Source organism: Curtobacterium sp. MMLR14_002 (assembly GCF_001864975.1).
GTDB lineage: Bacteria > Actinomycetota > Actinomycetes > Actinomycetales > Microbacteriaceae > Curtobacterium > Curtobacterium flaccumfaciens.
Window position 1 is genome coordinate 95,305 of the sequence record NZ_MJGT01000046.1, and the last position, 19,039, is coordinate 114,343.

General features: G+C 71.1%; 20 protein-coding genes. 10 read left to right on the forward strand and 10 right to left on the reverse strand.

All coding sequences use genetic code 11. The features are described from left to right. Positions 1-44: 44 nt before the first annotated feature. Both BIU91_RS04400 and BIU91_RS04405 read right to left on the reverse strand, forming a co-directional pair. Positions 45-776, reverse strand: coding sequence for an SOS response-associated peptidase (locus tag BIU91_RS04400; protein ID WP_071404378.1), 732 nt, complete (start codon positions 774-776; stop codon positions 45-47). Positions 777-883: 107 nt separating this feature from the next. Continuing rightward, complete coding sequence (locus BIU91_RS04405) at positions 884-1,537, reverse strand: hypothetical protein (protein ID WP_071404379.1); 654 nt, start codon at positions 1,535-1,537, stop codon at positions 884-886. Positions 1,538-1,784: 247 nt separating this feature from the next. Here BIU91_RS04405 and BIU91_RS04410 point away from each other — a divergent pair, with 247 nt between their 5' ends. Genes BIU91_RS04410 through BIU91_RS04420 form a run of 3 tightly spaced genes read left to right on the forward strand, consistent with a single transcriptional unit; the run spans position 1,785 to position 3,595 of the window. Beyond that, positions 1,785-2,210 carry an organic hydroperoxide resistance protein gene (locus BIU91_RS04410; RefSeq protein WP_071404380.1) on the forward strand — a complete coding sequence of 142 codons (426 nt, stop codon included), beginning with the start codon at positions 1,785-1,787 and terminating at the stop codon, positions 2,208-2,210. A gap of 10 nt (positions 2,211-2,220) precedes the next feature. Then, positions 2,221-2,607 (forward strand): YchJ family protein, encoded by a 387-nt coding sequence (locus BIU91_RS04415; RefSeq protein WP_027465017.1) that lies wholly within the window; start codon positions 2,221-2,223, stop codon positions 2,605-2,607. Between the two features lie 34 nt (positions 2,608-2,641). After that, the gene (locus BIU91_RS04420; protein WP_071404381.1) at positions 2,642-3,595 is read left to right on the forward strand and encodes an SDR family NAD(P)-dependent oxidoreductase; all 954 of its coding nucleotides are present in this window, start codon (positions 2,642-2,644) and stop codon (positions 3,593-3,595) included. Between the two features lie 20 nt (positions 3,596-3,615). Here BIU91_RS04420 and BIU91_RS04425 read toward each other — a convergent pair whose 3' ends face one another. Then, complete coding sequence (locus BIU91_RS04425; protein WP_071404398.1) at positions 3,616-4,482, reverse strand: shikimate dehydrogenase; 867 nt, start codon at positions 4,480-4,482, stop codon at positions 3,616-3,618. Between the two features lie 58 nt (positions 4,483-4,540). Between BIU91_RS04425 and BIU91_RS04430 the strand changes: the two genes are divergently transcribed. Next, positions 4,541-5,548 (forward strand): iron-siderophore ABC transporter substrate-binding protein, encoded by a 1,008-nt coding sequence (locus BIU91_RS04430; protein WP_071404382.1) that lies wholly within the window; start codon positions 4,541-4,543, stop codon positions 5,546-5,548. A gap of 120 nt (positions 5,549-5,668) precedes the next feature. On the opposite strand, the gene BIU91_RS04435 is transcribed toward BIU91_RS04430, so the two are convergent. Then, positions 5,669-6,073, reverse strand: a complete 405-nt coding sequence (locus BIU91_RS04435; RefSeq protein ID WP_084740587.1) for a DUF1304 domain-containing protein — start codon at positions 6,071-6,073, stop codon at positions 5,669-5,671. 60 nt (positions 6,074-6,133) lie between these two features. On the opposite strand from BIU91_RS04435, the gene BIU91_RS04440 reads away from it, so the two are divergent. Further along, on the forward strand, positions 6,134-6,457 hold the full coding sequence (locus tag BIU91_RS04440) for a chorismate mutase (protein ID WP_071404383.1): 324 nt from the start codon (positions 6,134-6,136) through the stop codon (positions 6,455-6,457). Then, positions 6,454-7,542, forward strand: coding sequence for a beta-propeller fold lactonase family protein (locus BIU91_RS04445; RefSeq protein WP_071404384.1), 1,089 nt, complete (start codon positions 6,454-6,456; stop codon positions 7,540-7,542). Before BIU91_RS04440 ends, BIU91_RS04445 begins: the two co-directional genes overlap by 4 nt. A 210-nt stretch (positions 7,543-7,752) precedes the next feature. On the opposite strand, the gene BIU91_RS04450 is transcribed toward BIU91_RS04445, so the two are convergent. From BIU91_RS04450 to purS, 4 genes are read right to left on the reverse strand one after another with little or no spacing between them, the layout of a single operon-like run. Continuing rightward, positions 7,753-8,673: a 2-hydroxyacid dehydrogenase gene (locus BIU91_RS04450; protein WP_071404385.1), complete on the reverse strand. Its 921-nt coding sequence runs from the start codon at positions 8,671-8,673 to the stop codon at positions 7,753-7,755. A 13-nt stretch (positions 8,674-8,686) separates the two neighbouring features. Further along, positions 8,687-11,068 (reverse strand): phosphoribosylformylglycinamidine synthase subunit PurL, encoded by a 2,382-nt coding sequence (gene purL, locus BIU91_RS04455; protein WP_231495638.1) that lies wholly within the window; start codon positions 11,066-11,068, stop codon positions 8,687-8,689. A gap of 17 nt (positions 11,069-11,085) precedes the next feature. After that, positions 11,086-11,781 carry a phosphoribosylformylglycinamidine synthase subunit PurQ gene (gene purQ, locus BIU91_RS04460; protein ID WP_027465024.1) on the reverse strand — a complete coding sequence of 232 codons (696 nt, stop codon included), beginning with the start codon at positions 11,779-11,781 and terminating at the stop codon, positions 11,086-11,088. A gap of 5 nt (positions 11,782-11,786) precedes the next feature. After that, entirely contained in the window at positions 11,787-12,038 is a 252-nt protein-coding gene (purS, locus tag BIU91_RS04465) for a phosphoribosylformylglycinamidine synthase subunit PurS (protein WP_017886272.1), read from the reverse strand. Positions 12,039-12,216: 178 nt separating this feature from the next. Between purS and BIU91_RS04470 the strand changes: the two genes are divergently transcribed. Together BIU91_RS04470 and BIU91_RS04475 are read left to right on the forward strand one after the other, a co-directional pair. Continuing rightward, on the forward strand, positions 12,217-12,825 hold the full coding sequence (locus BIU91_RS04470; RefSeq protein WP_071404386.1) for a PadR family transcriptional regulator: 609 nt from the start codon (positions 12,217-12,219) through the stop codon (positions 12,823-12,825). Beyond that, the gene (locus BIU91_RS04475; RefSeq protein WP_027465025.1) at positions 12,822-14,366 is read left to right on the forward strand and encodes a DHA2 family efflux MFS transporter permease subunit; all 1,545 of its coding nucleotides are present in this window, start codon (positions 12,822-12,824) and stop codon (positions 14,364-14,366) included. The genes BIU91_RS04470 and BIU91_RS04475 overlap by 4 nt, the downstream gene beginning before the upstream one ends. A 95-nt stretch (positions 14,367-14,461) precedes the next feature. Here the strand turns inward: BIU91_RS04475 and BIU91_RS04480 are convergent, their stop codons facing one another. Together BIU91_RS04480 and BIU91_RS04485 are read right to left on the reverse strand one after the other, a co-directional pair. Continuing rightward, on the reverse strand, positions 14,462-15,283 hold the full coding sequence (locus BIU91_RS04480) for a cytochrome c oxidase assembly protein (RefSeq protein WP_071404387.1): 822 nt from the start codon (positions 15,281-15,283) through the stop codon (positions 14,462-14,464). 166 nt (positions 15,284-15,449) lie between these two features. Next, positions 15,450-16,763: an acyltransferase gene (locus tag BIU91_RS04485; RefSeq protein WP_071404388.1), complete on the reverse strand. Its 1,314-nt coding sequence runs from the start codon at positions 16,761-16,763 to the stop codon at positions 15,450-15,452. A gap of 169 nt (positions 16,764-16,932) precedes the next feature. Here BIU91_RS04485 and BIU91_RS04490 point away from each other — a divergent pair, with 169 nt between their 5' ends. Together BIU91_RS04490 and BIU91_RS04495 are read left to right on the forward strand one after the other, a co-directional pair. Next, positions 16,933-17,397: a Fur family transcriptional regulator gene (locus BIU91_RS04490; RefSeq protein WP_071404389.1), complete on the forward strand. Its 465-nt coding sequence runs from the start codon at positions 16,933-16,935 to the stop codon at positions 17,395-17,397. A gap of 95 nt (positions 17,398-17,492) precedes the next feature. Beyond that, entirely contained in the window at positions 17,493-19,010 is a 1,518-nt protein-coding gene (locus tag BIU91_RS04495) for a catalase (RefSeq protein ID WP_071404390.1), read from the forward strand. The last annotated feature ends 29 nt before the right edge of the window (positions 19,011-19,039 follow it).

Below are 19,039 nucleotides of genomic sequence, written 5' to 3' on the forward strand. Positions count from 1 at the left end.
CTGCGGTGATCCGGGCCTCCTGTCCGCGCGCGGGGCGCGACCGCCTACGCGACGGGCGCGATGAGCTGCGGTCCGTCGTTCCGCACGCTGTTCACCGTGCGGGAGACCTCGTACTGCGCAAGGCCCGCGGCCACCGTCAGCGACTCGTGGTCGAGCAGGGCCAGCAGGTCGTCGGCGTGCAGGTCGCCGCCGAGCCAGTCGTCGTAACCGTCGGGCGTCAGGAACGCGGGCATGCGGTCGTGGACCTCGCCCGGGGCGACGTGGGCGTCACGGGTGATGATCGCGAGCGACAGGCGCCACTTGTCCGGGTCGCCCTCGGGCTTCGTGGGGTCGGGCCAGGCGCTCACGACGCCGGCCATCGCCAGGGCGCCGCCGGGCTCGTGCACGAAGTGGGGTTCCTTGCCGTCCTCGCGCACCACCCACTCGTAGTACCCCTGCGCCGGGACGATGCAGCGGTTCGTGGCGAAGGCCCGCTTGAACATGCCGCTCGTCGCGACCGTCTCGATGCGGGCGTTGATCGGCTTCGGGCGCTGCTTCTGGAAGTCCTTCGCCCAGCTCGGCACGAAGCCCCAGCTGATCTGCGGCAGTTCCCGTTCGCCGTGCCGCTGGCGGACGGCGTACACGGGGTTGGTCGGGGCGACGTTCCAGCTCGGGGCGAGGCCGGGGTGCACCTCGCCGGTGTCCTCGTCGACGTGCTCGGTCCGGGCGGCGAGCTCGCCCATGAGCTCGGGCAACAGATCGGCCGTGGTGTCGGAGACGACGAACCTTCCACACATGCGCCCAGTGTGCCCGTCGCCGCCGACAGTGGTGCGCGTCGGGGTGTCCTGTTCCGCTTCGTGAGCAGGAATGGTCGAGTGCCCGACGGCGACTCGACCGCTTCTGCTCACGAAGTGGGGCGCGCGGGGGTCTCGGGTGCGGGTGCGGGTGCGGGTGCGGGTGCGGGGTCGAGGGACTCGGCGGCCAGGCGGGCTCGTTCGGAGCGGCCGAGGTGGACGAAGTACTCCGACAACCCGATCGTGTACACGGCGATCAAGAGCACGTGGAACCAGCTGGCGGGCCCGAGGACGAACGCCCCGAGGACGGCGACGAGACCCGAACCGAGCAACGGTGCGACGCGGGCGAGCGTGCCGATCAACCCCCGCCGCAGCAGGACGGTGTCGGTGCGGACGATCTCGCGGTGCTCCGGCAGGACCGGCACCGGCCGACGCTGCACGTACAGCTGCGTGGCTCCCCGGGCGGCGAGCTGCCACGAGGGCCGCACCTGCCGACCGTTGATCGTCGTCGAGGGGTCCGGCGGCTGCCACGTCGGGATGCACGCGAAGGTGAGCAGTCCGACGCCGAGCGCCAGCAGCACCATCGCGACCACGCTGCGGACCGGAGTGGTCCCCGTCCAGTCGACCCGGGCCTCCAGGACGGCCATGCCGACCAGCGCGACGACCGCCGCGATGCCGGACCACAGGGCGGCACGGCGGACGCGTGCCGGATCCAGCACGTCCGTGACGTGCCGGCGGAAGACCTGCCAGCCGAGCGTGAACATCAATCATGTCTACCCGGTGAGGGCGCCAGGTGCCCGGGCGCCCGCGTTCGTGAGCAGAAGATGTCGGGTGCGGGCGGGGCACCCGACATCTTCTGCTCACCAAGCGACGCGCTCGCACCCGCACCGCGCGCCGGCCCCGCGCCGCCCCACCCGGACACGCCCGAGCGCCCTGCGCCCGGAGCCGCCGCACCCGCGACGTGGTGCTCCCGCTCAGGGTTCGTCCAGGCGAGCACGGTGACCTCGGACCATGAGTCTCGACATCGTCTACACCGCCGCTGCCCACGCCACCGGAGGCGGCCGCGACGGACACGTCCGCAGCGAGGACGACCGGCTCGACCTCGACACCCGCCCGCCCAAGGAGATGGGCGGCAGCGGCGAGGGCACGAACCCCGAGCAGCTCTTCGCCGCCGGGTACGCCGCGTGCTTCCTCGGTGCCCTGCACGCCGCCGGCAAGGAGCTCGAGGTCGACACCACCGGAGCCGAGGTCTCCGCCGAGGTCGGCATCGGCGGTACCGGCGACGGCGCCTTCGGTCTCGCCGTGGAGCTCGACGTCTACGCCCCGAACGCCCCGCAGGAGCAGCGCCAGCGCCTGGCCGAGCGTGCACACGAGATCTGCCCGTACTCGAACGCCACCCGCGGCAACATCACCGTCACGCTGTCCATCGTCGACTAGCGTTCGGCCGGTGGTCACCGACACGACGCGCTGCCCCTGCCTGAGCGGCAACCCCTACGGCGAGTGCTGCGGCCCCCTGCACGCCGGGGCCGTCGCACCGACCGCGGAACGGCTCATGCGCTCCCGCTTCAGCGCCTTCGCGCTGGGCCTGCCGGAGTACCTGCTGCTCACCTGGCACCCGCGCACCCGCCCCGCGGGTCTCGAGTTGGACCCGACCCAGCGCTGGACCCGGCTGGACGTGTTGGCGACCACCTCGGGAGGCCCGTTCGACTCCCACGGCACCGTCACGTTCCGCGCGTGGTGGCGTTCCGACGACGAGCGCGGCACGCTCGAGGAGACGAGCGACTTCGTCCGCGAGCAGGGACGATGGTTCTACGTGGACGGCGTGGTCGCCTGATGACTGCGCACCACGCCAGCTGACAGGAGCCCACATGCCCGAACGCGACCTCACCCGCTTCGGCGACCGGACCACGGCCGCCGAGGTCGTCGACGGCCTCGACCTGTCGGGGCGCACGGCGATCGTCACCGGTGCGGCGTCCGGCATCGGCGAGGAGACCTCCCGAGCACTCGCCGGAGCCGGAGCGCGCGTGACGCTCGCGGTGCGGGACGTCGATGCCGGCCGACGGGTGGCGGACGACATCGCCCGGACGACCGGGACGGAAGCACCGGCCGTCGTGGAGCTGCACCTGGACCGGCCGGCTTCCGTCGAGGCCTTCACCGCAGCGTGGTCGGGGCCGCTCGACGTGCTCGTCGCCAACGCGGGCATCATGGACGCGCCCGAGTCGTACACGCCCGCCGGGTGGGAGTCGCACTTCGCGACCAACCACCTCGGGCACTTCGCCCTCGCGCTCGGGCTGCACGACTCCCTGGCCGCCTCGGGTTCGGCACGGATCGTCTCGGTGTCGTCGAGTGGCCACGGTGGTTCGCCCGTCGTGTTCGACGACCTGTTCTTCCGCCGGCGCCGCTACGAGCCCGGACTCGCGTACGGGCAGTCGAAGACCGCCAACGTGCTGTTCGCCGTCGCTGCCGGCCGCCGGTGGGCCGCCGACGGCATCACCGCGAACGCCCTCATGCCCGGCGGGATCTGGACCGGGCTGCAGAAGCACTGGGACCCGGAGGTGCTGGCCGCCACGAAGATCGCCGCGGCCGACGCCGTGAAGTCCCCGGAGCAGGGAGCCGCGACCTCGGTCCTGCTCGCCACCGCACCGGAACTCGACGGGGTCACGGGCCGGTACTTCGAGGACTGCCACGAAGCGGCGGTGGTGGAGCGGATCGAGGACGGCCTGCACGGCGTGCTGCCCTGGGCCCTCGATCCGGACCAGGCCGATCGCCTGTGGGACGTCTCCGTCGCGCTGCTCGACGCCGAGGCGCGGTCCCGCGGCTGAGCGAGCGCTGCCGGGGCCGGCTAACTGCCGATGACTGCGGGCAGGTCGACCGCGGTGCGCATCGCCCGGCGGACCCCGGCCTCGTCGGGGAGCAGTTCGTCCTCGTCACCGGTCAGGAAGAACCGGATCTGCCCGATCGCCTGCTCGGTGAGCATGTCGAGGCCGTTCAGCACGCGACCCCCTGCGTCGGTCCAGCGGCTGGCGACCACGGTGGGCCACGGTTCGTAGGCGACGTCGAAGAGCACGGCGTCCGGCCCCGACGGCCGGAACTCGAGCGGGTCGGCGGCACCACCCGGCAGCGTCGAGAGGACGAACCCGTGGTGGGTGCCGGCGAGTTCGGTCAGGGGGTGGACCTCGAGCGTCACCCCGAGCCGGACGGCCAGGTCGACCAGCGCACGGGTCTTCGCGGTGTCGCGGACGAACACCCGGACGAGCGACGCCCCGAGCCGGACGGCAGCGGTCAGGGCGCTCGCCGCGGTGGCTCCGCCGCCCAGGATCGTGGCCTCGCCGGGCAGGTGTCCGAGTGCCTCGACCGGGCGGACGAGCCCCTGTACGTCGGTGTTCGCGCCGGCTCGGACGAGCGTGGAGCCCTCGTGGCGGAACGCGACCGTGTTGGCGACCCCGAGCTCGTCGACGAGCGGGGTGGTGCGGTCGAGCAGCGGCAGGACCTCGCGCTTGAGCGGCATCGTGAGACTCAGCCCACGCCATTCCGGACCCAGCCCCGCGACGAACGCGGCGAGCTCGCCGGACGCGACCTCGTGCCTCCCGTACGTGAAGGGCAGGTCGAGCGCATCGTAGGCCGCAGCGTGGAGCGTGGGCGAGAGCGAGTGCGCGATGGGGGAGCCGAGCACCGCGAGGTGCGTGCGGCCTGGATCGGTGAACGCCACGGTCACCCAGCCTAGCCAGCCGTTTTCCTGCGCACCCCGTTAGGTTAGGCTACCCTTCGTGAACCGTTCTCCCTTGCGTCTCCGACGCGTGCTCGCCGCAGCCGGCGCCGTCGTCGCAGCGTCCCTCGTCCTCGCCGGCTGCGCGTCCGGCTCCGGCTCCTCGACCGACTCGGCGTCGTCGGGGTCGTCCGACGCCGCGTTCCCGGTCTCGATCACGACCGGCCTCGGCACCACCACCATCGAGTCGGCACCGAAGCGCGTCGTCGCGCTCGGGTGGGGCGACGCCGAGACCGCGCTCGAACTCGGTGTGCAGCCGGTCGGCGCGAGTGACTGGCTCGCGTTCGGCGGCGACGGTGTCGGTCCGTGGCTCAAGGGTGCGTACGACAAGTCCCCGAAGATCATCCAGACGCTCGAGCCGAGCTACGAGGACATCCTCAAGCTCAACCCCGACGTGATCCTCGACGTGAAGTCCTCGGGTGACAAGGAGCGGTACGACAAGCTCTCCGCGATCGCGCCGACCGTGGCGATCCCGAAGGGCGGCGCGAACTACCTCGCGTCGACCGAGCAGCAGACGACCATGATCGCGAAGGCGCTCGGCAAGGAGTCCGAGGGCAAGAAGCTGCTCTCCGGCCTCGACGACGCCTACGCCGCAGCACGCAAGGCGCACCCGGACTTCGAGGGCAAGACGGCCGTCGTCGGTGCCTACAGTTCCGAGGGCTTCGGGGCGTACGCCTCCACGGACAGCCGTTCGACCTTCATGCGGAACCTGGGCTTCGAGATCCCGAAGGCCATCGACGAGCAGGCCGGCAAGGAGTTCTCCGTGCACCTGTCCGACGAGAACCTCGACCTGCTCGACGCCGACCTGACGCTGATCCTGCCGATCTACGTCGATGCGTCGGAGGCCTCGTCGAACAAGCTGTTCCAGAAGGTGCCGTCGGTCGAGGCCGGACACTCGATCGTCTTCGACGACAAGGACGTCTCGTCCGCGTTCTCGATGGGCACCACGGCTGCGATCGAGTGGGCGCTCGACAAGCTGCCGGCGCAGTTCGAGGAGAAGCTCGGCTAGAGCAGGTCGTCGCTGCTGGCCGGTTCTGCTGGTCAGCACCGCTGGTCAGCACCGCGAAAGCGACAGGGTGTCGCCGATGTTCGGTGGCACCCTGTCGCTTTCGCAGTTCGGGGGGCTGGGCTAGACGCCGATGGTGGAGCCCAGCAGCGCGAAGAGCAGCGCGATCAGGGGGAGCGTGCCCTGCTTGAACGCGGAGTTGACGTACTTGCGACCCGAGCCGACCAGGATCACCGCTGCGCCGAGCATGCTCGCCGTCGAGAACACCACGAGGGTCCAGCCGCTCACGGTGTTGCCGGCCAGCACGAGCACGACGCCCAGGATCGCCCCGATCGCCAGGAACAGGTTGTAGAAGCCCTGGTTGAAGGCGAGCGAACGGGTCGCCACGGCTTCGGTCTCGGAAGCGATGCCGAAGATCCGGCGCGCTTGCGGACTGGTCCAGATGACCGATTCGAGGAAGAAGATGTACACGTGGATGAGGCCCGCGAGGACCGCACAGACACCCGAGATCACCAGCAGGACCGACATGTGCACATTCTCGCAGCAGCGGGCCGGGTTCCGCTGCACGTCCGCCAGTAGGCTCGGACCATGAACGACGACGTCACCCTGCCCGAGGCCGACGCGAGCGCCGTCGCCGAACTGCGGAGCATCCGGCAGAGCATCGACAACATCGACGCCGCCGTGATCCACATGCTCGCGGAGCGCTTCAAGTACACGCAGCGCGTGGGGCACCTGAAGGCCGAGTCGGGCATGCCGGCCGCCGATCCGGACCGCGAACGGATCCAGGTCGCACGGCTCCGGTCGCTCGCCGCCGACTCCCACCTCGACCCCGCCTTCGCCGAGAAGTTCCTCAACTTCATCGTGGCCGAGGTCATCCACCACCACGAGCGCATCGCGGGCCGCGACGAATGAGCGCCGAGCTGCCGTCGCTGCTCATCGGGTCGTACACGGCGACCGGTGGCGGCAACGCCACGGGCATCTCGCTGGTCGACGCCGGCCCGGTCGGAGCCGTTCCGGCACCCCGGACCGCCGCGGTGCTCGACGACCCCTCGTTCCTCGCCGTCTCGGGTGACCGGGTCTACGCGGTCTCCGAGACGAACGACGGCGCCGTGTCGGCCTTCCGGCTGCAGGGCGGCGCACTCGAGCACCTGTGGGACGCCCCCGCCGGCGGAGACGCCCCGTGCCACGTGCGGATCGACCCCTCGGGCGCGCTCGTCGTCACGAACTACGTCTCGGGCACGGTCACGGCGATCTCCCTCGCCCCGGCCGAGTCACACGCGGCGTCGGTGACCGCCAGCGATGGTGTGGTGCTGCACGGGGACACCGACCAGCGCTCGGTGCCGGCCGAGGCCGTCGCAGTCGCCGTGCTGCCCGACGCCACGGGTCCTGACGACGACCGCCAGGACGGCCCGCACGCCCACCAGTCGATCGCCACCCCGGACGGCACGGTGCTCGTCGCCGACCTCGGCGGCGATGCCCTGCACGAGTTCCGCGTCACGGTGTCGGCCGACGGGGTCCCCGACATCGAGGCGCTCCGCGTGCACCACGTGACCCCCGGCGCCGGCCCGAGGCACATGGCCTGGATCGACGGTGACCTGCTCGTCGCCGGTGAACTCGACGGGCGTGTGCACCGCCTGCGCCGCGACGACTCCGGGTCGTTCGTGACGATCGCTGCCGTGCCGACGTTCGACGGTGCCGTGGGGGAGTCGCTGCTCAGCCACATCGAGGTCGACGAGGCCGGCCGCGTGTACGTGGCCGTGCGCGGGCGGGACCTGCTCGTGGTGCTCGACGCGCGTGACGGCGGGCTCGCCGTCGTTGGGTCGGTGCCCTGCGGGGGGGTCTGGCCGCGACACTTCGCTCGCGTGCCCGGGTTCGTCCTGGTGGCGAACCAGATGTCCGACGCCGTCGCCGTGCTGCCGCTCGACGCCGAGGGCATGCCCGGCGAAGCCGTCGCGCAGATCCCGGTCGGCACCCCGACCTGCGTCGTCCCACTCTGACGCCGGCGTGTTCGTGCCGCGTGACGCCGGCGTGTTCGTGCTTGCGTGACGCCGGCGTGTTCGTGTGACGCCCCGAAGTCGTCGAGACGCCCCCGAATTCGGCGGCGTCTCGACGACACCGCGGCGTGCCAGCGATACGCCGGCGTCTGGACAGCGCTGCGACGTCGGAACGGGCGAGCGAGACGCCGTCGTGTTCGGAGCCGCGTCCGGCTAGAACTCGATCAGGTTCTCGAAGGGGCGACCCTCGGCCAGCGCGGCGACCTGCTTGCGCATCAGCTCGATCGACCGCGGCACGCTCAGGTCGGTGTTGCCGCCGACGTGCGGGGTGAGCACGGTGTTCGGCGTCGTCCAGAGCGGGTGTCCGGCGGGCAGGGGCTCCGGGTCGGTGACGTCGAGTGCCGCGAACAGCCGCTCCGACCGCAGTTCGGCGACCAGGGCGTCGGTGTCGACGACCTTGCCGCGCGCCACGTTCACCACGAGGGCGCCGTCCGGCAGCGCCGCGAGCAGCTCCGCGTCGACCAGGCGTTCGGTCTCGGCGGTGAGCGGCGCGATGAGCACGAGCACGTCGGTCGTCGGAGCCAGCTCGGGCAGCTCACCGAACGCGTGCACGTGCCGGCCGTCCTGCTCGCGAGCGGTCCGGGCGACCACCGTCACCTCGGTGCGGAACGCCTCGAACCGGGTGGCGATCGCGGACCCGATCGCCCCGTAGCCGACGACGGTCACCCGGCGGTCGGCGAGCGATCGGGTCTCGCGGGAGTCCCAGACGCCGTCGGCACGGTCGACCTGGAACGCCGAGATCTCACGGAGCGACGTCAGCGCGAGGCCGACCGCGAGCTCGGCGGTCTCGTCGTCGTGGATGCCGCGACCGTTCGCCAGCTGCGCGTGACCGGGCACGTGCGGGACGGCGTGCTCGTACCCGGCGCTCGGCAGCTGCAGCAGCTGGAGCTCGGGCAGGTCGTGCACGAACTGCCAGCGGTGCCGCCCCTCGAAGTAGAACGGCAGGAACGTGATCGCGACGTCGTCCGGGCGACCGTACGGCGACTCGACGTCCCAGACGTCCAGCTCGATCCCGTCCGGCACGGGGCCGAACCGGTCGACGAGCTCGGCGAAGGGCAGGGTGACGATCGGCATCCGCGACCCGGGCCTAGGCGTCGGTGCGCGGCGAGAAGGCACCGTCGGAGTCGAGCGGCCCGCGGCCGACGTACCCCTCGGTGACGTCCTCGACGATCACGTCGCCGAAGCGGGCCGGCAGCGTCGCGGCGTGGGTGCCGCGCAGCTCGTCGACCGTGGCCTCGAACGCGCCCTGGACCTCGAGCGTGCTCGACGTCGCGTCGGTCACGCCGATGCGCAGCACCGGGAAGCCCCGGCCGTCGCACATGCCCTGGAACCGCACGTCGTCCTCGCGGCGGACGGTCACGATGACGCGACCGGTCGACTCGGAGAACAGCGCGGTCGCGGTGTCGATGCCGTCGCGGGTCTCGAGCTCGTCGAGGACCACGCGGGCGCCGATGCCGAAGCGGAGCACGGACTCGGCGAGCGACTGGCCGAGGCCACCGTCCGCAAGATCGTGCGCGCTGGTGAGCAGCTGCTCGCCGGACGCCGCGTACAGCAGCTCGGCGAGGGCCTTCTCGCGCTCGAGGTCGACCGCCGGCGGACGCCCGCCCAGGTGCCCGTGCACGGTGCCGGCCCACGCGGAGCCGTCGAGCTCGAGGCTCGTGGTGCCGAGCAGGTAGATGTTGTGGCCGTCGTCCTGCCACCCGGACGGCACGCGCTTGGCGACGTCGTCGATGATCCCGAGCACGCCGACGACGGGCGTCGGGTGGATGGGGGTCGAGCCGGTCTGGTTGTAGAACGACACGTTGCCGCCGGTGACCGGGATGCCGAGCTCCATGCAGCCGTCGGCCAGACCCTCGACCGCCTCGGAGAACTGCCACATGACCTCGGGGTTCTCGGGGGAGCCGAAGTTCAGGCAGTCGGTGACGGCGGCGGGGACGGCACCGGTGACGGCGACGTTGCGGTACGCCTCGGCCAGGGCCAGACGGGCACCCTGCTTCGGGTCGAGCTGGCAGTAGCGGCCGTTCGCGTCGGTGGCGATGGCGACACCGAGGCCCGTTTCCTCGTCGACGCGGATCATGCCGCCGTCGTCGGGGAAGGACAGCGCGGTGTTGCCGAGCACGTAGGTGTCGTACTGGTTCGTGACCCAGTTCTTCGACGCCAGGTTCGGCGAACCGAGCAGGCTGAGGAACTGTGCCTTCAGCGCGGGGCCGTCGGCCGGGCGGTCGAGCGAGGCAGCGGTGTCGGCCTGCAGCGCGTCGATCCAGGTGGGGTAGGCGACCGGGCGGTCGTAGACCGGGCCGTCGACGGCGACGGTGCGCGGGTCGACGTTCACGATCTCCTGGCCCTGCCAGTCGATGACGAGTCGGCCGGTGCCGGTGACCTCGCCCAGCACGCTGGTCTCGACCTCCCACTTGCCGACGACGCTGAGGAACTCGTCGAGCTTGTCGGGGCGGACGACCGCCATCATGCGCTCCTGGCTCTCCGACATCAGGATCTCTTCGGCGGTGAGCGTGGGGTCGCGGAGCAGGACGTCGTCGAGCGAGATGTGCATGCCGCCGTCACCGTTGCTCGCGAGCTCCGAGGTGGCGCAGGAGATGCCCGCGGCGCCGAGGTCCTGGATGCCCTCGACCAGGTCCTTCTGGAACAGCTCGAGGCAGCACTCGATCAGCACCTTCTCGGCGAAGGGGTCGCCGACCTGCACGGCCGGACGCTTGGTCGGGCCGCCCTCGGTGAAGGTGTCGGACGCCAGGATCGACGCGCCGCCGATGCCGTCGCCACCGGTGCGGGCACCGAACAGGACGACCTTGTTGCCGGCACCGGATGCGTTCGCCAGGTGCAGGTCCTCGTGGCGGAGCACGCCGACCGCGAGGGCGTTGACCAGCGGGTTGCCCTGGTACACCGGGTCGAAGTAGGTCTCGCCGCCGATGTTCGGCAGGCCGAGGCAGTTGCCGTAGAACGAGATGCCACCGACGACGCCGTGCACGACGCGTGCGGTGTCCTCGTGGTCGATCGCGCCGAAGCGGAGCTGGTCCATCACGGCGACGGGGCGGGCGCCCATCGAGATGATGTCGCGGACGATGCCGCCGACACCGGTGGCCGCGCCCTGGTACGGCTCGACGTAGGACGGGTGGTTGTGCGACTCGACCTTGAAGGTCACCGCCCAGCCGTTGCCGACGTCGACGACACCGGCGTTCTCGCCCATGCCGACCATCAGGTTCTTCGTCATCTCCGGCGTGACCTTCTTGCCGAACTGACGGAGGTAGTTCTTCGAGGACTTGTAGGAGCAGTGCTCGCTCCACATCACCGAGTACATCGCGAGCTCGCCCGAGGTGGGGCGGCGGCCGAGGATCTCCTTGATGCGGGCGTACTCGTCCGGCTTCAGGCCCAGCGCGTCGTACGGCTGCTCCTTGTCCGGGGTGGCTGCCGCGTCCTGCACGGTGTCGGGCTTCGGGCGAACGGGTGTCGTCACGGTGTCGTTGTTCCCTGTCACTTGACGAGCGCGTGCTCGATCACGGAGGTGAAGAAGGTCAGGCCGTCGGTGCCCGAGGCCATCGCAGCGGGGGTGTCCGGGCCGAACCCGGCCTCGGTCGCGTGCTCGGGGTGCGGCATCAGGCCGACGACGTTGCCGCGCTCGTTCGAGACGCCGGCGATGTCGTCGATGGAGCCGTTCGGGTTCACGCCGACGTAGCGGAACACGACCTGGCCGTTGTCCTCGATGCGCTTGATGGTGTCGGCGTCCGCGACGAAGCGGCCGTCGGCGTTCTTCAGCGGGATGGTGATCTCCTGCTGGGCGCTGAAGCCGGAGGTCCAGGCGGTCGCGGTGGTCTCGACGCGGAGCTTCTGGTCGCGGCGGATGAACTGCTGGTGCGCGTTGCGGGTGTGTGCGCCGGGGACCAGACGGGCCTCGGCCAGCATCTGGAACCCGTTGCAGATGCCGAGCACGGGCATGCCCTTGCCGGCGGCGTCGATGACCTCGGCCATGATCGGGGCCTTCGCGGCGATCGCGCCGGCACGGAGGTAGTCACCGTACGAGAACCCGCCGGGCAGCACGATGGCGTCGACGCCCTGCAGGTCGTGGTCGCCGTGCCAGAGGGCGACGGGGTCGGCACCGGCGAGACGGACGGCGCGCTGGGCGTCGCGGTCGTCGAGCGAGCCGGGGAACGTGATGACGCCGATGCGCATCCGGGTCACTGGCCTTCGACGGTCACGGACACGACGTCCTCGATGACCGCGTTCGAGAAGACGTCGGCTGCGATGTCGCGGACCTCGGCGAGCTTGGCGTCGTCGACGGGGCCGTCGACGGTCACCTCGAAGCGCTTGCCGATGCGGACGTTGGTCAGGTCGGCCTTGCCGAGGCGGGCCAGGGCGTTGCCCACGGCCTTCCCCTGGGGGTCGAGGATCTCGGCCTTGGGCATGACCTCGACGACGATCGTTGGCACGTGTTCTCTCCAGCACTTCAGGGGTGGGGGGACGCGACCAGTCTACGGGGCGCGCGCGACACGCCGGGACGGCCACGGGCCTCCAGACCGGCCCTTGCTGTGCGGTTGTTCATGTCTGTTCCAACGCGTATATTCCACTTCGAATAGTCAACAACGAACAAGCGGACTGGAGGCACGTGTGCCGTCGCTCACGCCACTCGCGTTCGCCGCGCTCGGGCTCCTGGCCGAGGGGCCGACGCATCCCTACGAGATGTTCCAGACGATGACGCACCGACGGGACGGCCGGAACGTCAAGGTCCGGCCCGGCACCCTGTACCACCAGGTCGGCCGCCTGGTGGAGCTCGGCCTCGCCGAGGTCGTGGGGACCGACCGGGCGGGCAACCGTCCGGAACGCACCACCTACGCCATCACGGACGACGGGTGGACGGCCCTGCACGAGGGGCTCGTCCGGCTGATCGCCGAACCGGCCGAGGAGTACCCCGTCTTCCACCTGGCCGTCGCCGAGATCGAGAACCTGTCGGTCGACGAGGCCGAGTCCGCCCTCCGTGCGCGGGTCACCGCACTCCAGGCCCAGCGCGACGAGGCGGACGAGATCCTCGGGATCGTCCGAGCGAAGGTCCTGCCCGAGCGGTACTGGCTCGACGTGTCGTACGTGCGTGCCATGCTCACGACGCAGATCGAGTGGCTCGCCGCCACGGCCGACCGGATCGCCGCCGGCCACATCTCCTGGGACGCCTCCGTCGCGTCCGCAGACACCACCACGAACAGCAAGGAAACCACTCGATGACCACCGTCACGCCTCCGCGGACGACCGAGAAGAAGCCGTGGCCTGCCCTGTGGGCACTCGTCGTCGGGTTCTTCATGATCCTCGTCGACTCGACCATCGTGTCGGTCGCCACCCCCACCATCGCCCAGAAGCTCGACGCGGACATCAACTCCGTGATCTGGGTGACGAGCGCCTACCTGCTCGCCTACGCCGTGCCGCTGCTCATCACCGGCCGGCTCGGTGACCGCTTCGGCCCGAAGGTCATGTACCAGATCGGCCTCGTGGTCTTCACGCTCGCCAGCCTGTGGTGCGGCCTGGCCGGCTCGATCGAGGTGCTGATCGTCGCCCGCGTCGTGCAGGGCCTCGGCGCCGCGATGATGAGCCCGCAGACCATGTCGGTCATCACGCGCATCTTCCCGCCGCAGAACCGCGGCGCGGCCATGGGCCTCTGGGGCGCCGTCGCCGGTGTCGCGTCGCTCGTCGGCCCGATCGTCGGCGGCCTGCTCGTCGACGGCTTCGGCTGGGAGTGGATCTTCTTCGTGAACGTCCCCGTCGGTGTCGTCGCGTTCGTGCTCGCGCAGCGCTTCGTGCCGTCGTTCGAGCGGCACGGACACCGCTTCGACTACCTCGGCATCTTCCTGTCGGCAGCGGGCCTGTTCCTGCTCGTCTTCGGCATCCAGGAGGGCGAGACCTACGACTGGGGCGTCATCGCCGGCCCGATCTCGGTGTGGTCGCTCATCATCGTCGGTCTCGTGGTGCTCGCCGGCTTCGTCGTCTGGCAGGGCGTGCAGAAGGGCGAGCCGCTGCTGCCGCTCGGCCTGTTCAAGGACCGCAACTTCACGCTGGCCAACGTCGCCATCACGGCCGTCGGTGTCGCGATCGCCTCGTTCGCGCTGCCGATCATGCTGTGGGCCCAGGACGTCCTGCGCTTCTCGCCGACCCAGGCCGCGCTGCTCCTCGTGCCGCAGGCCGTGCTGTCCGCCGCGCTCGCGCCGATCGTCGGCAAGAACCTGAACCGCTGGAACCCGCGCTGGGTCGCCTCGTTCGGGCTCGCCTGCTTCTCGGTCGGCCTGTTCTGGTTCGGCGCCCTGCTGTCGAGCGGTGCCGAGTGGGGCTGGGTGCTCCTGCCGAGCGCGCTCCTCGGCCTCGCCAACGCCTGCATGTGGGGACCGCTGTCCGTCTCGGCGACGCGCAACCTGCCGCCGAAGCTGGCCGGTGCCGGCTCGGGCGTCTACAACACCACCCGCCAGATCGGTGCGGTGCTCGGTTCCGCCGGCATCGCCGCCCTCATGGAGGCCCGGATCACCGCGAACTTCCCGGCGTCGTCCGGTGGGGCCACGGCCGGTGGCGCGGAGCAGCAGGTCGGCGCGCTGCCGGGCTTCCTGCTCGAGCCGTTCTCGAAGGCCATGGGTGAGTCGCTCTACCTGCCGGCGATCGTGCTGATCGTGGCCATCGTCGCGGCACTGTTCCTGGCGAAGCCGAAGCAGACCGTCGCGTGGCAGCAGACCGGCTCGGTCACCACGCAGCCCGACGCCGAGCCCGCGGGGGCCCCGTCGAAGTAGGGCACGAGCGCACTTCGTGAGCAGGAATGGTCGGGTCGCCTTCGGGCACCCGACCATTGCTGCTCACGAAGTGGGACGAGGGACATCCCCGACGCTCAGCCGCGGCGCTGCAGGTGCGCTCGGGTCAGCTCGTCCATCTGCTCGTCGGTCAGGGCGTCGACGTCCCGGGCCTCGCGGCGGTCGGTCCGCTGCCACCGGATGAACAGGGCGACGAGCACGGGGATGTCCGCCACCTCGGCGATGAACCACAGCAGGTCGCCCGCCAGGTGCTGGTCCTGCAGCGGCGACGGGTACCAGGCCCGCCCGACCACCGGCACGAGGGACCCGTCGAGCACGTGGTTCGTGATCCGCAGCACGATGCCGGGCACCGCGTCGATGACGAGCTCGACGAACGCGAGCAGGAACTCGGCCGTGGCGAACGTCGACGAGACGAGCACGCCGACCTCGGACAGCGGTGCGAGCAGGCCGAACCCGAGTGCCGGCACGGTCACGGTGATGACGGCGGCCCAGGCGGGGGACTCCCGGATCACCGCCGAGAACGGGGTGAGCAGGACGGCGAACAGCGCGAGCGCGACCAGCGGGGCGACGATCGCGTTGCCGAGCAGGCGCACCGGTCGTGACCCCATGACCGCGTCGGCGACCTGCGCGAGGCGAGCCGGGCCTCCCATCCGGAGCAGTGCGACGGGCGCACCGAGCGCGGCGAAGGTGGGGACCGCGAAGAAGAGCAGGGCGGCCCGCAGGACGAACGCCCAGCGCAACCGCTCGTCGTCGACGCCGACGATGCCGAACTGCAGCACGCCGAACAGCACGAGCGCGGTGGCGAAGGCGAGCGTGCGCCACCACGGCCACCGGGCACCCCGTCGAGCCGCGCCGACGACCCACCGGCCGTAGGCGACCGCGGCGACGACGAGGAGCACCGCCGCCAGGGGGTCGAAGCGCCAGGTGCTCCAGAACTCGGGTGTCGACGGCGTGGGGAGCCTCCTGGGGATCAGGCGGACTCGTCCTTCGCGCCGCCGGAGCCATCCTCCGCCCGCCCGGCGGCCACCGGGGGTCCGTCGTGGCCCCGCGACGGTGAGAACCGGTTCAGATCCGGGCGACCCCGGGTGCCGGGACGGTCCGTGACAGCAGCCAGACGCCCACCGGCACGGCCACGGCGCCGACGAGTGCGACACCGAACGACAGGTGCAGCTGCATCACGAGGAACGCCGGGCCGATCGTGCAGAGGGCGGCGACCGCGATGACCGGCCACGACGGACGGTCGGCCGACGGCAGCAGCCGGGGCAGCGGCCGGTCGAACCAGCGCAGGGCCCGGGCCACCCCGATCGCGACGGCGAGCACCACCACGAGCGCGACGATGCGCGACGCCCACCACGGACCGGAGCCCGGCGCCGGGAACGGCACCCCGACGAGCAGGGCGATGCCGTTCAGTGCGATGAACAGCGGCAGGTGCCACAGGTAGATGGTCATGCCGTCGCGGCCGAGGACGAACACGGCCCCGAGGGCGGCCCGCGTGCGCATCAGCCGGGTGAGCGGAGCGTGCACGAGCTGGACCAGGCAGGCCTGCGCGATCGCCAGGAACGCCAGCGGGAGCATCGGCGGGTTGAGGTCCTGCAGCATGTCCGGTGCCCAGAGCCCGACCGAGGTCATCGGCACGAGCACGGCGTACGCGGCGACGGCGATGGCCAGCAGGAGCACCTTCGACCGGCGAGCGAACCACCCGTCGGCCCAGAGGAACCCGAGCTGCTGCGCGAAGAGCCACACCGGTCCAAGGTTGAGCAGCCCGACCTCGGCGACCCCGGTGGCCAGGCGGACGGCGTCGACCGCCCCGGCGAGCACGAGCAGCACGGCGAGGGTGGCCCACGGCGCTCGCTCGTGCAGGCGCATCATCACGGGGACGCAGCACTGGGTGATGCCGTAGGCCGCGAGGAACCAGAGCGGCGAACCGATGCCGAACGCGACCTCGGCCAACAGCTGCGGCGGCGTGCCAGCGGCCGTGGCGACCCCGAGCCCGAGCGCGAGGAACACGAACAGCGGCACCGCGGGCCGGAACAGCCGCACCAGGCGGGTGGCCAGGGAGTCGCGGGCGGGGCTCGGCGCACCACGGGCGACGGTGCTGCGCCAGCCGACGGCACTCGCGAACCCGCCGACCACGAAGAACAGCGGCATCACCTGCCCGACCCAGGTGGCAGCGACGTACCAGGGGAGTTCCTGCAGCGGGCTCGTGACCCGCACCCCCTGGTCATCGGCGGCGACGCCGACCATCGTGACGTGCACGATGACGACGAGGACGACGCAGGCCGTCCGGATGAGGTCGACGACCAGGTCCCGCTTCGCGATGATCCCCCGGACGTCCGCGGTGCTGTTCGCCTGTTCAGGCAGACCCTGGCTCGTGGACATGTCCGGACGTTAGCGTGCGGAACGGTCGGTCCAGTGTCGTCCCAGCTGATCGCGACCGGATCGTGACACTTCGTATTCCGGTGGCGGCATGCGTCCCCTCGCTGGTCGGCAGCAGAAGCTCGTGTACAGTGAACGCGTTGTCTTGATTCCTGCAAAAGAAAGGCTCAGCATGGACGCCGACGCCGATCTGCTCCGTTCCTCGGGGCTCCGGGTCACGACCCCACGACTCGCGGTGCTCCGAGCGACCGACTCGATGCCGCACGCCACCGCGGACGACATCGTCACCGCGCTCGCCGTGGAGCTGCCGACCACCAGTCACCAGGCCGTCTACGGCGTGCTGAACGCGCTGACCGGCGTCGGGCTCGTCCGCCGCATCGAACCGGCCGGCAGCCCCGCGCGGTACGAGCGCCGCACCGGTGACAACCACCACCACATCGTCTGCACCCTGTGCGGCGCGATCGAGGACGTCGACTGTGCGGTCGGCCACTCGCCCTGCCTGACCCCCTCCGAGACCCACGGCTTCGCGGTCACCACCGCCGAGGTCACCTACTGGGGCATCTGCGAGCGCTGCGCAGCGGCAGAGCGCGACGGGGCAGAGCACGACGACCCGGACGTCGCCCCCACGCCCGCCTGACGGCGACCGCCCACCGCACCGGCCGCACGACGCGCCGGACCCCGAACCACCCGAGCACCCCTGACCGAACCAACGTCCCACCTCCAGGAGGAACCGTGTCCGACCAGAACACGCCGACCGGCACCCCGACCACCACGACCAACAGCGGCGCACCCGTCTCGAGCGACGAGCACTCGATGGGCGTCGGGGCCGACGGCCCCCTCGCGCTGCACGACCACTACCTGGTCGAGAAGCTCGCCCAGTTCAACCGCGAGCGTGTCCCGGAGCGGGTCGTGCACGCCAAGGGCGGCGGCGCCTTCGGTACCTTCACCGTCACGCAGGACGTCTCCCGCTTCACCCGCGCCGCGTTCCTGCAGCCGGGCAAGCAGACCGAGATGCTGGCCCGCTTCTCCTCCGTCGCTGGCGAGCAGGGCTCCCCGGACACCTGGCGCGACCCCCGCGGCTTCGCGCTGAAGTTCTACACGTCCGAGGGCAACTACGACCTCGTCGGCAACAACACCCCGGTGTTCTTCATCCGCGACGGCATCAAGTTCCCCGACTTCATCCGCTCGCAGAAGCGCCTGCCGGGTTCGCACCTGCGCGACCACGACATGCAGTGGGACTTCTGGACCCTGTCGCCCGAGTCGGCGCACCAGGTCACGTGGCTGATGGGCGACCGCGGCCTGCCGGCGAGCTGGCGCGAGATGGACGGCTTCGGCTCGCACACCTACCAGTGGATCAACGCCGAGGGTGAGCGCTTCTGGGTGAAGTACCACTTCATCACCGAGCAGGGCCACAAGACCCTGACGCAGGAGGACGCCGACCGCATCGCCGGTGAGGACGCGGACTTCCACATCCGTGACCTGCACGCCGCGATCGAGCGTCAGGACTTCCCGCGCTGGACCCTCAAGGTGCAGGTCATGCCCTACGAGGACGCCGCGACCTACCGCTTCAACCCGTTCGACCTGACGAAGGTGTGGCCGCACGCGGACTACCCGCTCATCGAGGTCGGCACGATGGAGCTCAACCGCAACCCGGAGAACTACTTCGCGCAGATCGAGCAGGCGACCTTCGCCCCCTCGAACTTCGTGCCCGGCATCGCGGCGAGCCCGGACAAGATGCTCCTGGCGCGCATCTTCAGCTACGCGGACGCACACCGCTACCGCGTCGGCACGAACCACGCCCAGCTGCCGGTGAACGCCCCGAAGAACGAGGTCCACTCGTACTCGAAGGACGGCGGCATGCGCTTCGACTTCCAGAAGTCCGAGGTGCCGGTGTACGCGCCGAACTCGCTCGGTGGTGCGCACGCCGACCCGAACGCGACCGACGACGCCCCGGGCTGGGAGTCCGACGGTGCACTGCAGCGTTCCGCCGCGACCCTGCACCCGGAGGACGACGACTTCGGCCAGGCCGGCACGCTCGTCCGCGAGGTCCTGGACGACGCCGCCCGCGAGCGCCTGGTCGGCAACATCGCCGGCCACGTCTCGAAGGTGACGCGCGACGACCTGCGCGAGCGCGTGTTCGCCTACTGGACGAACGTCGACGCCGACCTGGGTGCGCGCGTGCGCGCCGCGGTCGCGCCGAGCGCGCCGGGCTCCAACGAGGACCCGGAGAAGGTCGCGGTCGAGGCGTAAGCCCCGCTGCACCACCTGACGGACGGGAG